This window comes from Kribbella sp. NPDC002412 (genome assembly GCF_053592935.1).
Genome location: NZ_JBSFBL010000011.1, coordinates 79,970 through 93,822, shown reverse-complemented (window position 1 = coordinate 93,822; position 13,853 = coordinate 79,970). Strand labels below are relative to the sequence as shown.

The following is a 13,853-nucleotide window of genomic DNA, read 5'->3' as shown; positions in this document are numbered from 1 at the left end:
CTAGGCTCTCGGTATTCCCCCAGTTGCTTCGGTGGCTGGGCGCGAGGCCCCACTTCGGTGGGGCTTCTGCTTTTCACCAGTCCTGAGGCTTGTGGATGACCGAGCCCCTGGAATCCGCGATCTTCTGCGGGAACTGGCTGGCCCCCAGGACACCTGGCCTGATCGGCTTGGTGAACGTCGGCCGGCACCGCAACAGACGCTGGCTCGGAACCGGCTGAGGGTTGAGCAGACCGACCACCGTGCCGAGCTCATGGCGAACGATCCGGATCGGCTCGGTCAGGTCGGAGTCGTTGCTGACCACGGCGAACGCCTCGGCATCGTTCCGGAAGGCATCCACCAACAGATAGGTCGCCAGGTTGACGTCGGAACCCTTCTCCTCGGTCTTGATCACCTCGACGGTCCGCGACCCGCTGGCGGGCGGGTTGGCCAACATCATCCGGGTCGGCTTCGTGAGGAAGCTGCCGAAGTGCACTTCCACCCTTGGCAAGGTGGCGAGCGCCCGCAGGTACGCCTGCTGCCGGACGGGTGCCTGCAGGTTTCCCGGACGCTCCTTGACGTGCGCCGTAAAGTACCGGATCCGCCCGAGCTCGAACCGCGGCAGCAGCAGTTCGCACATCTTGTCGAGGTTCAGCCACTTGTACGGCTGACCCTTGAGACAGCCGTAGTACAGGTTGAAACCATCGATGTACACGTTGATCCGCACCGAGCCAGGCTAGTCGTAGTTCTGTCGATTCCCTGGCTCTCGAATCCCCTTGTGGACAAAAGGGTTTGATCTGCCCGGGGATGGCCGGGGCGTCCCCGGAACGCAGGTCTCAGACGACGCAGAAGTCGTTGCCTTCGGGGTCGGACATCCAGAGGTGGTCGAGGTCGGGGGAGGCGTCTTTGCGGATCTCGTGGACGATGGTGGCGCCGGCCTCGACGAGGGTGGCTGCGACGGCGCGGATGCGTTGTTCGCGCAGCGGTTGGGGTTCGGCGCGGCCGCCGCTGACCTGGAGGTCCAGGTGCAGGCGGTTCTTGACCGTGCGTGGCTCGGGGACCTTGAGGAACGAGATGGCGGGCAGCACGCCGTTCGGGTCGGACAGGCTGGCGCCGTCGTTCCACTCGTCCTCGGGCACGTTCTGGTCGGTCATGAACGCCTCCCAGGTGTCCCAGCCCTTCGGCGGATCCGAGTCCACGTAGCCGAGCGCCGTACCCCAGAAACGCGCGAGCCGGCTCGGGTCCGCGCAGTCGATCGTCATCGTCCATCTGGTCGTCATACCCGCCACTCTGACGGACAGCATGGACAGTTCGGACGGTCTAGAAGCGCCACCGGGTGGCGCTGAATCCGTCTTCCTTGCCGAAGGCGAACACCTGTGCCGGCTCGACCGCGTAGACGTGCCGAGGATCGTTGTCGGCCGGATCGTAGAACTCGCCGGCTCTGACGAACGGATGCCACCACGGATACTTGGCCGGAAACAGGTCCGCGACTTCCTGCAGCCGGGCTTCGCTCCGAACGCGATGGGCGGTCCCTTCGAGAACCAGGTCGACCTCGCGACCGGGCACGGTAACCGCGCAGCCGTTGCTGCGCTCCAGATTGCGGGTCTTGCGGGACCGCCGGAAGGTGACGAAACAGAACGTTCCTTCGAGCCAGACCCCCAGCACCGGCACCACATGCGGCCGCCCATTCGGGTCGGTCGTCGCGAGCAGGAAGTCGTCCGCTTCGGCCACGCGCCTCTCCACGTCCGCCCAGTCGAGCGCTGTCAGGGGCGTGCCGGGAGGGCTGGACAGTTGCTCGGCAGTCGGCGTCATACCAAGGACCCTATGTTCGACCAGAGCATTGGGAAAAGCGATGATCTTCGATCGAATCGATCGCAACAGGCGATGGAGACGCCAGGGGCCGGGAATGCCCCGGCCCCTGGTGGGGTGATCAGGTACGGCGGCGGTAGGCGCGGATCGCCAGCGGCGCGAAGACCGCGATCAGGCCGGCCATCCAGGCGAGCGTGATCAGCAGCGGCGTCTGGATGTCGCCGCCGAGCATCAGCGCGCGCATCAGGTCGACCAGGTACTTGACCGGGTTCACGTTCACGAACGCCTGCAGGAAACCCGGCAGCGTGCTGGTCTGGACGAACACGTTGCTGCCGAAGGTGAGCGGGAACATCACCAGGAACGCGATGCCCTGGACTCCCTGCGCGGTCCGCAGCGTCAGGCCGAGCCAGACCCAGATCCAGCACATGGACAGCGCGAACAGCAGCACGATCAGCAACGCCAGCAGGCCGTAGCCGACCCCGTTCTGGAACCGGAACCCGAGCACGAACCCGGTGCTCATCAGGATCACGATCGACAGCGTGTACCGGACCGCGTCGCCGAGGACCGCGCCGATCAGCGGCGCCACCCGGGCGATCGGCAGGGCGCGGAACCGGTCGAAGACGCCCTTGGCGAAGTCGTCGTTCAGCCCGACGCCGGTGCCCATCGTGGAGAACACCACGGTCTGCACCAGCAGCCCCGGCAGCAGGAACGGCAGGTAGTCCCGCCAGGTCCCGCCCTGGGCGATCGCGCCGCCGAACACGAACAGGAACAGCACCAGGAAGATGATCGGCTGGAACGTCACGTCCGCCAGCGCTTCCGGGTTCTGCCGGATCCGGACGATGTTGCGCCAGGCAAGCGTCAGGCTCTGTTCGACCCAGGCGAACGGCCGGCTCCGGCGGCTCGCGTGGGCCGGGGTTTCCAGCGTTGCGGTGGTCATCGGCCCACTCCTTCCAGTACGGCGTCCTGCTTCTTCTCCTCGGCGGCGTGCCCCGTGAGGGCGAGGAACACCTCGTCCAGGCTGGGCAGCCGCAGCGCCAACTCGGTGACCGCGATGCCTTCTTCGTCGAGGCGCCGTACCACCACCGGCATCGGCGTGCCGTCGCTGACCGGCGCGCTGACCAGCGTGTTCACCACGTCGACGGTCGGACGGACGCCGACCGACTCGGCAACGATCGCGGCGACGCGCTCGAGGTGCGCGGGCTCGGCCGGGCGTACGTCGAGCGACTGCCGGCCGGCCTGGGCCTTGAGCTCGGCCGGGCGCCCGGAGGCGACCACCTGGCCCTTGTCGAACACCACGATCGAGTCGGCCAGCGCGTCGGCCTCCTCCAGGTACTGCGTGGTGAGCAGCACCGTGGTGCCGTCGAGCACCAGGTTCCGGACCGTCTCCCAGACGCCGTTGCGGGCATGCGGGTCGAGGCCGGTGGTGGGCTCGTCGAGGTAGAGGATGCTCGGGTTCCCGACCAGGCTGGCGGCCAGGTCGAGCCGGCGGCGCATACCGCCGGAGTACGTCTTCGCGATCCGCTCCGCCGCGCCGGTCAGCTCGAACCGCTCCAGAAGTTCGTCCGCCTTGGCCCGGGCCTGCGCCCGGGAGTACCCGAGCAGCCGGCCGATCATGACCAGGTTGCGGCGGCCGGACATGTCCTCGTCGACCGAGGCGTACTGCCCGGTCAGGCCGATGATCTCGCGGACCTTGCCGGCCTCCCGGACGACGTCGTACCCGCCGACCGTGGCGTGGCCGCCGTCCGGGCGGATCAGGGTGCCGAGGATGCGGACCGCCGTGGTCTTGCCGGCGCCGTTCGGCCCGAGCACGCCGAGCACAGTGCCGGTCGGCACGCTCAGGTCGACGCCGGCGAGGGCGGTGGTGTCGCCATATTTCTTGACCAAGCCGACCGCCTCGATGGCGACCTGGTTCGTTGTGGTCATCAGTTCCTCCCAGTGGACTCACTTCACTGGGACTACCGTCCGACGACGTACTGGCACCGCCCTGGCACTCGGCTGACAGCGCGTGCCAGGGCGCTGGTATCAGCCCTTCAGCGGGACGATCTGGTTGGCCAGGAGGGCCTGGTAGGCCTCGGGGTTGTAGCGGGCCAGGTGGCCGCGGGCCTTGCGGCGGTACTTGAGGATCTGGCGGGTGCCGATCGCCCACAGCACGTACTGGAAGGCGAGGGCCCACTTGAAGTCGGTGATGGTCTGCGGCGCTCCACCCGACGACGCGTCGAGCAGGATGCCGACCATGCCGATGCAGATCAGCGTGGCGATGAAGCCGCCGGTGTTGACCATCCCGTTGGCCGCACCGAACCGGGTCGCCGGGTTGAACGTCCGGGCGTAGTCCAGCCCGAGCATCGACCCCGGACCACCAGCGGCCTGTACGACGATCAGCAGCAGGAGCACCGGCATCGGCGCCCGGCCAGGCCACAGCAGTACAACGGTCCACATCACCACCGAGCCCGCGATCACGGCCAGCACGATCCAGGACCGGTAGAACGGGAAGCGAGCGGCGTACCGGCCGACCAGAGGCCCGTAGCAGAGCCCGGCCAGCACCGGCAGGATGAGCATCGCGGCAGCCGTGGTGGGAGCGACCCCCTGGCCTTGGACCAGGAACGGGTAGCCCCACAGCAGGCCGAACGTGCTGGCGGAGAAGCTGGTCGTGAAGTGCGTCCACAGCCCCAGCCGGGTGCCCGGCTCCTTCCAGGCGCGACGCAGGTTGTTCCGCACCTCGCTCAGCGACTGCTTGGCCCGCTTGAGCGGCACGTCGTACGGCGTGTCCCTGATCAGGAACAGTACGGCGACACCGGTCAGCAGACTCAGCACACTCGCACTGGCGAACGTGGTCGTCCAGCCGAAGCTGTGGAATGCAGCGGCCATCGGCACGGTCGAGACGATCGCACCGACACCACCGAGCATTCCGGTGGCCTGCGACATCACCGGCTGCCGTAGCGCGGGGAACCAGGACATGACGACCCGCAGGACGCTGATGAACACCAGTGCGTCGCCGACACCCAGCACCGCGCGTGCGGCGAGGGCAGCCGGGTACGAGTCGACCAGACTGAACGCGGACTGCGCTGCGAACAGCAGCACGGACGCGGTGATCAGCAGCCGCTTGGAGCCGTACCTGTCCAGCAGCACACCGACGGGGACCTGCATAGCGGCGTACACAGTCAGCTGTACGACGGTGAAGCTGGCCAGCGCCGATGCGGAGATGTCGAAGCGCTCTGCGGCCTGCAGGCCGGCGACACTCATCGAGCCGCGGTGCAGGACCGTCACCAGGTAGGTGAGGACAGCAGTGGTCCACACCGCCCAGGCACGCCGTCCGCCCAGGGGGTAGAGGAGTTCGGTCACCGAGTGCTCCGCAGGTCGGTGGCGGCCTCGTTGATGTGGGTGACGACCAACTCCCGGAACCGCTTCACGCTGTTGCCGTCGAGGGCGTCGATCATCTCCTGGTGCGCGGTGATGGACTTGTCCATCCGGGCCGGCTGCACCTCGATCCCCGGCACGCCCATCCGGACCTGGCGGTCGCGCAGGCTGTTGTAGAGCTTGGCCAGGATTTCGTTGCCTGCGGCACCGACGATCGCCTCGTGGAACGCCCGGTCGGCCTCCAGGAAGCTCTTCGCGTCACCGGTCCCGCGATGTGCGCGCATCTCCTCGACGCGCTGGGTGAGCGTCTCGACCAGCTGCTTGCGCCGCGGCCAGACCTTGGCGGCCGCGTGCGTCTCGATCAGCTCGCGGGCCTCGAGCACGTCGTCGATCTCCTGCGGGAGCACCGGCAGGACGAGCGCGCCCTTCTTCGGGTACAGCTTCACCAGGCCGGACTCCTCCAACCGGAGCAGCGCCTCCCGGACCGGGGTGCGTGAGACCCCGACGGCCGTTGCCAGCTCGCCCTCGGTGAGCAGCTCGCCGCCCGGGTAGGTGCGGTCCAGGATCGCGGCCTTCACGTACGCGTAGACGCGCTCGGCGGCCGGGATCTTCTCCACCCCCGGCGCCGCCTCGACCACGACCCGCGCGATCTCCGCGGTCTGGTCGCCCAACTCGATGTCTGCTGGCCTTGCCGGCGCGTGTTCCGGCACCCCGCTCGTCACTGAACCCCTCACCCATACGACTGGTATCTCTGTTGTATCTATCTTACAACTGCGGACAATCCACCGATGTTCCCCAGCTTGTCCACCAGTTATCCACAGGCCAATCCACAGATGTGGGCAACTCCCTGTGAACAAGTGAACGGCGTGTAGTGACGATCCCCGCCCAACCCGCGCGCGGCGCGGGGCTTGTGGAGGGTTTCCCCTGCGTTGTGGATGAACAACTCCACGGGTTCGGAAAGCGCTCTAGAGTCTCCGATTACCGTGCTCGACCGTCCTCGAGGAGACAGTGTGATCCGAACTTCCCGGCCACGCCGGCTGACCGCCGGCCTGGCTGCTGCCGCCCTGGCCCTGACCGCGTTCGGCGCCGCCACGGCGAACGCCGTACCGACCGCTGAGCCGACTTCGGCGGCGGCCGCGCCTGGGCCGCTGATGAACTACGTGGTCAACACCAAGGCGTCCGCCGGGCATGTGAAGAAGGTCGAGAAGGCGGTGGCCGCGGCCGGCGGCATCGTCGTCCAGTCGTACCGCCAGCTCGGCGTGGTGATCGCTCAGTCGACGAACGCCGACTTCAAGACCGCCGTCCGCGCCGGGAAGTACGGGCGTGACGTGCAGTCCGTCGGCGCCACCCGGACGGCCGCCGTGAGCGAGGGCCCGGTCGGCAGCGCCGCTCAAGCCCCGGCTCAGGCTGGGCTGAAGTCGCTCGGCGAGGTCGCGGCCGCGCCGGCGCCGGACCCGCTGGAGAAGGATCAGTGGGACATGGTCCAGATCAAGGCTGACCAGGCGCACGCGGTCACCGACGGCTCCCGCAGCGTCCTGGTCGGCATCAACGACAGCGGTGTCGACGACACCCACCCCGACCTCGCGCCGAACTTCGACAAGGCCGATTCGGTCAGCTGCGTGGACAACGGCGTACCGGACACGACCGAAGGCGCGTGGCGGCCGACCACGAGCTCGCACGGCACCCACGTCGCCGGGACCGTCGCCGCGGCCCGGAACGGCACCGGCATCGTCGGCGTCGCGCCGAACGTGCGGATCGCCTCGGTGAAGGTGGTCAACAACGACGGCTTCATCTACCCGGAGTACGCGATCTGCGGCTTCGTCTGGGCCGCCGAGCACCACATGGACGTCACCAACCACAGCTACTTCATCGACCCGTTCGAGTTCTGGTGCAAGGACACCGGCGACCAGGGCGCCGTCCAGGAAGCGGTACGGCGTGCCGTCGACTACGCCACGCATCGCGGTGTGCTGTCCGTGGCCGCGGCCGGCAACTCGAACTACGACCTGGCCAACAAGACCACCGACTCGAACAGCCCGAACGACACGACGCCGGTGACCCGGACGATCAACAACGACTGCCTCGACATGCCGACCGAGCTACCGGGCGTCGTCACCGTCGCCAGCACCACCCAGGCCGGCGTCCGGAGCGGGTTCTCCAACTTCGGCCTGAACAAGATCGACGTCGCCGCACCCGGCAGCTCGATCCTGTCGACGGTCTGGCCGGGTGGCGGCTACGGCCGGATGAGCGGCACCTCGATGGCGTCGCCGCACGTCGCCGGCGTGGCCGCGCTGATGAAGTCGACCCACCCGTGGTGGGGCCCGCGTCAGCTCGAGTCCGCCCTCCGCACGCAGGCCGACGACACCGCCTGCCCGACCACCCCGGACCCGCGCTGCACGGGCACCAGCGCCAACAACGCCTTCTTCGGCGAAGGCCTGGCCGACTCCCTCGACGCCGTAACCCGCTAACAGACCGAGTGGGGGTCCCCCGCCCGGGACCCCCACTCCTCACAACAACTGTGGTCTACCCACGCATCGGCTCCTGCTCGTCAGCCCAGGCTGATGAGGATGATGCCTCCGACTACTACTGCTGCGGCCAGGGCTCGGCGGGGGCCGAAGCGTTCGCCGAAGAAGAGGGCGCCGATGATGGCGCCGAAGATGATGCTGGTTTCGCGGAGGGCGGCGATGGCGGCGAGGGTGCCTCGGGTTTGGGCCCAGAGGACGAGGCCGTAGGCGACCATCGAGACCACGCCGCCACCCAGGCCGGACAGTACGGCGGAGCGGGGCTGCCGGAGGACGCTGGGGCCGCGCCAGGCGAGTACGACCAGCGGCATCAGGAAGCCCTGGAGCATGAAGACCCACCCCATGTAGGTCAGCACCGGCATCTTGTGGACCGCCAGGCCGTCGACGACGGTGTACGCCGCGATCGTCAGCCCGGTGCCGACCGCCGCCAGCAGCGCGGGGACCTGCCGTCGGCCCGGGCGGCCGATGAACACCAGCGCGATCAGCCCCGCCGAGATCAGCAGCACGCCGGCGAGCTCGACTACGGCCAGCGCCTGGTGCAGCACCACGATCGACACCACGGCTACCACCCAGGGCGACGTACCGCGAGCCAGTGGATACATCTGGCTGAACTGACCCAGCTGGTACGACGCGAGCAGGCCGGCCAGATACGCGAGGTGCAGCACCGCCGACGCGATGATGTAGCCCCAGGTGTCCGCCGGCGGCAGGCCCATCACCAGTACGGCGACGAGCCCGATGACGCCCGCCGCCAGCTCGAACAGCGCCAGCCCGGCCACGCGGTCGGGCGCACCATGAGCCATCGCGTTCCAGGTGGCATGCAGCACCGCCGCCCCAAGCACCACCATCAACACGACCACCGCTACACCCTCTCACCACCCCACCCACCGGTCAGACGGTTTTTCACCACAGGCAGACGCGGGCCGGGCCGTACAACACAAAGGCCCGGGTGGCGAACCGACCCGGGCCTTGCGTTGTACGTCAGAACATCAGGGCTCGGGCTGGGTCCTCGAGGATGCCGGCGACGTCGGCGAGGAAGGTGGAGCCCTTCTCGCCGTCGATCATGCGGTGGTCGAAGGACAGCGCGAGCGTGGTGATCCAGCGGGGGACGATCTCGTCGTCCACCACCCACGGCTGCTTGCGGACCGCCCCGAACGCGAGGATCGCGGCCTCACCCGGGTTGATGATCGGCGTCCCGGCGTCGACCCCGAACACGCCCACGTTGGTGATCGTGAACGAGCCGCCCGCCTGGTCGGCCGGCTGGGTCTTGCCCTCGCGCGCGGTCGCGACCAGGTCGTTCAGCGCCCGGCACAGGTCCGGCAGCGTGAGCGAGTCGGCGCTCTTGATGTTCGGCACGATCAGGCCACGCGGGGTGGCCGCGGCGATGCCGAGGTTCATCGAGCCCTTGTAGACGATCTCCTGCGCCTGCTCGTCCCAGGCCGCGTTGACGATCGGCGTACGGCGGGCCGCCAGGGTGACCGCCTTCGCGACCACCAGCAGCGGCGACACCTTGAGGTCGCGGAACGCCTTGTCGCCCTTCAGCCGCTCGACCAGCGCCATCGTCTCGCTGACGTCGACGGTGATCCACTCGGTCACATGAGGCGCCGTGAACGCGCTGGCCACCATCGCCTGCGCCATCACCTTCTGCACACCCTTGATAGGCACCCGCGTGTCACCCTGCCCGGACACCACCGGAGCAGCTTCCACCGGTGCGACCGCAGCCGCAGGCTCCGCGGCCTGCGCGCCGGACGCGTACGCCTCGACGTCAGCCCGCGTGATGATGCCGCCCGGGCCAGACGCGGTGACAGTCGCGAGGTCGATCCCCAGATCCTTGGCGAGCTTCCGCACGGGCGGCTTCGCCAACACATGCACGGATCCCGTAACCCCGTTGCCTCCGGCAACGGGCGGAGCGGACGGGGCCGCCGGAGCCTGAGCGCCGGTGGCGGCAGCTGCCGCGGGTTGCAACGCCGGTGCCGACGCGGCGCCTACGGCGCTGGTGGCGACGGCGCCAGGAGCGATGCCGGGCTGGGCACCAACCGACGGCGCGGCAGCCTCACCAGCAGCCGGCGCTGAGCCGGCGGCGCCCTTGCGGGGGCGGCGTTTGGCTTCCGTGGTTCGAGGGCCGTAGCCGACCAGGACGGCGGTGCGGCCACCGGGGGCTTCGCCGCCGATCTTGCCGGCCTCGGGCTCGTCCGGGATGGTCGGGACGAGGTCCTCGGTGAGGACCTCGGACTCGGTCTGGACGGCGATGATCGGCGTACCGACCGGGACCGTCTCGCCTTCGGGGACCAGGAGCTCGGTGACCGTGCCCGCGAACGGCACCGGGAGCTCGACCAGCGACTTCGCCGTCTCGATCTCCACCACGGTGTCGTTCAGCTTGACCGTGTCGCCCGGCTTGACCTTCCAGCTGACGATCTCGGCCTCGACCAGACCTTCGCCGACGTCGGGGAGGCGGAACTGCTGGATGCCCATCAGTACTCCATCACCCGGTCGACCCCGTCGAGCACCCGGTCCAGGTCGGGCAGGTACTCCTCCTCCATCCGCGACGGCGGGTACGGGGTGTCGTACCCGGCCACCCGCAGCACCGGCGCCTCGAGGTGGTAGAAGCACTCCTCGGTGATCCGGGCCGCGAGCTCGGCGCCCGGGCCGAGCGTGTACGGCGCCTCGTGCACCACGACCGCCCGCCGGGTCTTCTTCACCGACGCGAAGATGGCCGGCAGGTCCAGCGGCGAGATCGTGCGCAGGTCGACGACCTCCAGGTTCCGGCCGTCTTCGACGGCGGCCTCGGCCGCCTGCAGGCTGGTCTTCACCATCGGGCCCCAGCAGAACAGCGTCGCGTCGGTGCCCTCGCGGACCACCTTGGACTGGTGCAGCGGCAGCGCCGGCGGCACGGTCTCGTCCAGCTCGGCCTTCTCGTGGTAGCGGCGCTTCGGCTCGAAGAAGACGATCGGGTCGTCGGAGGCGATCGCCTGCTGGATCATCCAGTACGCGTCCACCGGGTCGCCGCAGGAGACGACCTTGAGGCCGGCGACGTGCGCGAACAGCGTCTCCGGCGACTCCGAGTGGTGCTCGACCGCGCCGATGCCGCCGCCGAACGGGATCCGGATGACGACCGGCATCTTGATCTTGCCGAGCGACCGGTAGTGCATCTTCGCGACCTGGTTGATGATCTGGTCGTACGCCGGGAAGACGAACCCGTCGAACTGGATCTCACAGACCGGCCGGTAGCCGCGCAGCGCCAGGCCGACCGCGGTGCCGATGATGCCGGACTCGGCCAGCGGGGTGTCGATCACCCGGTCCTCGCCGAAGTCCTTCTGCAGGCCCTCGGTGACCCGGAAGACACCGCCGAGCTTGCCGATGTCCTCACCCATCACGACGACCTTCGGGTCGGCCTCCATGGCCGCCCGCAGGCCCATGTTGATGCCCTTGCCGAGGCTGATCTTCGCCATCAGTGCCCCTCCCCTTCGAACGAAGCGGCGTACGCGGCGAACTGCTGCTTCTGCTCGGCCAGCTGTGCGGTCTGCTCGACGTACACGTGGTCGAAGAAGTCGGTCAGCGACGGGTCCGGCATGGACAGGCAGCCGGCCCGGAGCTCGGCGGCGATCTTGTCCGCCTCGGTGTCGATCTCGTCGAACCACTCGGTGTCGATCTCGGCCGAGCGGGTCAGGTACGCGCGGACCCGGGCGATCGGGTCCTTGAGCTTCCAGTGCTCGAGGTCCTCGCTCAGCCGGTACTTCGTCGGGTCGTCGGAGGTGGTGTGGGCACCCATCCGGTACGTGTACGCCTCGACCAGGGTCGGGCCGCTGCCCTCGCGTGCCCGCTTGAGCGCCTGCTGGGTGACGGCGTACGTCGCGAGGACGTCGTTGCCGTCGACGCGGACGCCGGGGAAGCCGAAGCCGGCCGCGCGCTGGTAGAGCGGGATCCGGGTCTGCCGGTCGATCGGCTCGGAGATGGCCCACTGGTTGTTCTGGCAGAAGAACACGACCGGCGCGTTGAACACGGACGCCCAGATGAACGCCTCGTTCACGTCGCCCTGGCTGCTGGCGCCGTCGCCGAAGTACGCGATCGTCGCCTCGCCGTTCTCGGCGTCGCCGATCGCGTGGTCGCGCTGCTGGCCCATCGCGTACCCGGTCGCGTGCAGCGTCTGGGCGCCGATCACGATCGTGTAGAGGTGGAAGTTGTTGTCGCGCGGGTCCCAGGCGCCCTGGTCGACGCCGCGGAACAGCCCGAGCAGCCGCAGCGGGTCGACGCCCTGGCACCAGGCGACGCCGTGCTCGCGGTAGGTCGGGAAGACCATGTCCCTGCTGTTGAGGGCGCGGCCGGAGCCGATCTGCGCGGCCTCCTGGCCGAGCAGTGACGCCCAGATGCCGAGCTCACCCTGGCGCTGCAGGGCGGTCGCCTCGGTGTCGATCCGGCGGACCAGGACCATGTCCCGGTAGAAGCCCTTGATCGCCTCGTCGTCCAGGTCGAACGTGTAGTCCGGGTGCTCGACGCGCTCACCTTCGGGCGTCAGCAGCTGGACGAACTCGACCTCCTCGGAGGCCTGGGGCGGACTGACCGGCGCCTTGACGGGCGCGAACACTTCCGGGGCAATCCCCGGCACCGACTCACTCACATGCACTCCTCGGGTTCGAGCGCGGGATCGCCGCGACCGCAACGTTGCACGGGGCCGGCCCTTCAGCCGGGTGAGGCTTCGCAGGCAGGACCGCGTGGATCCAGGGGTTGATGCACTGTCTCTGTACCAGTAGACCTCCTCACCGGCCTCACTGGCTGTACTACTTGCCGGACACCGTACCCAGCGGTTGCCTGATCCGCTAACTGTCTGGACGCTCGCGGGTACGGCGGTACCGAAACTGGTCCCCGGCTGAGACACCAGTCCATCAACTGGTCATATCTTCCCCCTTCTTCCCGCGGTGTGACAGCCACTCGGCGATCGATGCGAGATGTGTCACAACTAAGTACCGATTACGGCAACGTCTCCAGCCGGACGAGCTTGAAGTTGGTGCCTTCACGGTCGCCGTCACCGGGCGTGTTCTCGCCGTCATGCACAGCGAACAGACCGTGCGGGAACAGCGGCCCGAGCGGCTCGGTCGTCACGGCCGCCCCGTCACTGTGCTGTACGCCGTCCGTCCACGGACCGTCCGTCACCTGGAAGCCGGTGCGATAGACCAGCCGGCGCCCTTCCATCCGGTAGATCGCGAACGTCGAGTCGCCCTGGCTGGACGCGTACAGGGTCCGTACGCCGTGCCGGTAGGCGATCGTCAGCCCTTCGGCGTCCGCACTCAGGTGCTTCCCGGCGTCAGCGCTGACCGGACCGGTCGGCTCGCACTCCTCGGTCTCCTCGTTGTACGCGGCCGGCTGACCGAACTCGCGCACCTTCTCGAGCAACTCGGGCTTGCCGTGCAGCGGGATCCGCCAGACGCCGACGTCCTCCTGGGCGGCGTACAGGTCGTTCGTGGTGCGGTCGAACACCATGCCCTCGAGCTGCGGCCGGTCGCCCGGCTCCTCGCAGGGGCTCCAGGTGCTGCCGTCGGTCAGCGTGAAGCTGCTCGGCAGGTCGACCGTGGTGATCGGGCGGTAGGTGACCTTGCCCTTGCCGTCCGGGACCAGCCGGAAGAAGCCGACCCGGGTCTCGCTGCGCCGGGTCACCGCGACGACGGGCTGACCGTTGACCACGGTCGCGGCCAGGCCGTACGCGGTCCGCTGCTCCTGGACCTCCTCGGTGTCCTTGCTGAACACGAGTGGCGCGTCGGCGCTGGTCACGTCGGTGAGCCGGCCGGCCTTCACGGCGTACATCCGGAGCTGGTCCCGGCCACGGTCGGTCACGACGGCGAGATTGCCGACCAGGTCGACGTTGTTGAACCGGCCGGGCTCCTGCCCCGGCGCGGGCGCCGGCGGCGTGGCGAACCGCTGCACCTCCTTGCCGGTGAGGTCGAAGACGGTCAGTCCGCCGTTCTTGAGCGTGCCGACTACGACGCTGCGCTCGGGGTGCTTGGTGTCGATCCAGATCGCCGGGTCGTCCGCGTTGGCGTTGCCGCCCGCGTCGTCGTCCCAGTTCGGCGCGGTCTCGGCCGACGCGGTCACTTTCGGAAGCTCACTCGCGTACGCCGGCTGGGCACCCAGCGTCACAGCCAGCGCACCAACCACCACAGCGGCGACCCGCATCCCACTCTCCTCACTGTCGGCACCACGGGGCAC

The 13,853-nt window shown here is 68.8% G+C and carries 13 protein-coding genes; 1 reads left to right on the top strand and 12 read right to left on the bottom strand.

Annotated features, from left to right (window positions below; genetic code table 11):
- Window positions 1-73: 73 nt before the first annotated feature.
- The 7 genes from ACWCOV_RS11845 to ACWCOV_RS11815 form a co-directional block, all read right to left on the bottom strand.
- Window positions 74-703, bottom strand: a complete 630-nt coding sequence (locus ACWCOV_RS11845) for an NYN domain-containing protein (RefSeq protein WP_449829233.1) — start codon at window positions 701-703, stop codon at window positions 74-76.
- Between the two features lie 109 nt (window positions 704-812).
- A complete protein-coding gene (locus tag ACWCOV_RS11840; RefSeq protein WP_449829232.1) occupies window positions 813-1,256 on the bottom strand; it encodes a VOC family protein in 444 nt (147 codons plus the stop codon).
- A 40-nt stretch (window positions 1,257-1,296) separates the two neighbouring features.
- The gene (locus ACWCOV_RS11835; RefSeq protein ID WP_449829231.1) at window positions 1,297-1,788 is read right to left on the bottom strand and encodes a pyridoxamine 5'-phosphate oxidase family protein; all 492 of its coding nucleotides are present in this window, start codon (window positions 1,786-1,788) and stop codon (window positions 1,297-1,299) included.
- Between the two features lie 118 nt (window positions 1,789-1,906).
- Window positions 1,907-2,722, bottom strand: a complete 816-nt coding sequence (locus tag ACWCOV_RS11830) for an ABC transporter permease (RefSeq protein WP_449829230.1) — start codon at window positions 2,720-2,722, stop codon at window positions 1,907-1,909.
- Complete coding sequence (locus tag ACWCOV_RS11825) at window positions 2,719-3,708, bottom strand: ATP-binding cassette domain-containing protein (RefSeq protein WP_449829229.1); 990 nt, start codon at window positions 3,706-3,708, stop codon at window positions 2,719-2,721. The genes ACWCOV_RS11830 and ACWCOV_RS11825 overlap by 4 nt, the downstream gene beginning before the upstream one ends.
- A gap of 99 nt (window positions 3,709-3,807) precedes the next feature.
- Entirely contained in the window at window positions 3,808-5,124 is a 1,317-nt protein-coding gene (locus tag ACWCOV_RS11820; protein WP_449829228.1) for an MFS transporter, read from the bottom strand.
- Complete coding sequence (locus ACWCOV_RS11815; protein WP_449829227.1) at window positions 5,121-5,861, bottom strand: GntR family transcriptional regulator; 741 nt, start codon at window positions 5,859-5,861, stop codon at window positions 5,121-5,123. The genes ACWCOV_RS11820 and ACWCOV_RS11815 overlap by 4 nt, the downstream gene beginning before the upstream one ends.
- A 288-nt stretch (window positions 5,862-6,149) precedes the next feature.
- On the opposite strand from ACWCOV_RS11815, the gene ACWCOV_RS11810 reads away from it, so the two are divergent.
- Window positions 6,150-7,604: a S8 family peptidase gene (locus ACWCOV_RS11810; protein ID WP_449829226.1), complete on the top strand. Its 1,455-nt coding sequence runs from the start codon at window positions 6,150-6,152 to the stop codon at window positions 7,602-7,604.
- An 80-nt stretch (window positions 7,605-7,684) separates the two neighbouring features.
- Here the strand turns inward: ACWCOV_RS11810 and ACWCOV_RS11805 are convergent, their stop codons facing one another.
- The 5 genes from ACWCOV_RS11805 to ACWCOV_RS11785 form a co-directional block, all read right to left on the bottom strand.
- Window positions 7,685-8,515, bottom strand: a complete 831-nt coding sequence (locus tag ACWCOV_RS11805) for an EamA family transporter (RefSeq protein WP_449829225.1) — start codon at window positions 8,513-8,515, stop codon at window positions 7,685-7,687.
- 121 nt (window positions 8,516-8,636) lie between these two features.
- The gene (locus ACWCOV_RS11800) at window positions 8,637-10,127 is read right to left on the bottom strand and encodes a dihydrolipoamide acetyltransferase family protein (protein ID WP_449829224.1); all 1,491 of its coding nucleotides are present in this window, start codon (window positions 10,125-10,127) and stop codon (window positions 8,637-8,639) included.
- Window positions 10,127-11,104: an alpha-ketoacid dehydrogenase subunit beta gene (locus ACWCOV_RS11795; RefSeq protein WP_449829223.1), complete on the bottom strand. Its 978-nt coding sequence runs from the start codon at window positions 11,102-11,104 to the stop codon at window positions 10,127-10,129. The genes ACWCOV_RS11800 and ACWCOV_RS11795 overlap by 1 nt, the downstream gene beginning before the upstream one ends.
- Complete coding sequence (gene pdhA, locus ACWCOV_RS11790; protein WP_449829222.1) at window positions 11,104-12,270, bottom strand: pyruvate dehydrogenase (acetyl-transferring) E1 component subunit alpha; 1,167 nt, start codon at window positions 12,268-12,270, stop codon at window positions 11,104-11,106. Before pdhA ends, ACWCOV_RS11795 begins: the two co-directional genes overlap by 1 nt.
- 350 nt (window positions 12,271-12,620) lie before the next feature.
- Window positions 12,621-13,820 (bottom strand): phytase, encoded by a 1,200-nt coding sequence (locus tag ACWCOV_RS11785; RefSeq protein ID WP_449829221.1) that lies wholly within the window; start codon window positions 13,818-13,820, stop codon window positions 12,621-12,623.
- Between the last annotated feature and the right edge of the window lie 33 nt (window positions 13,821-13,853).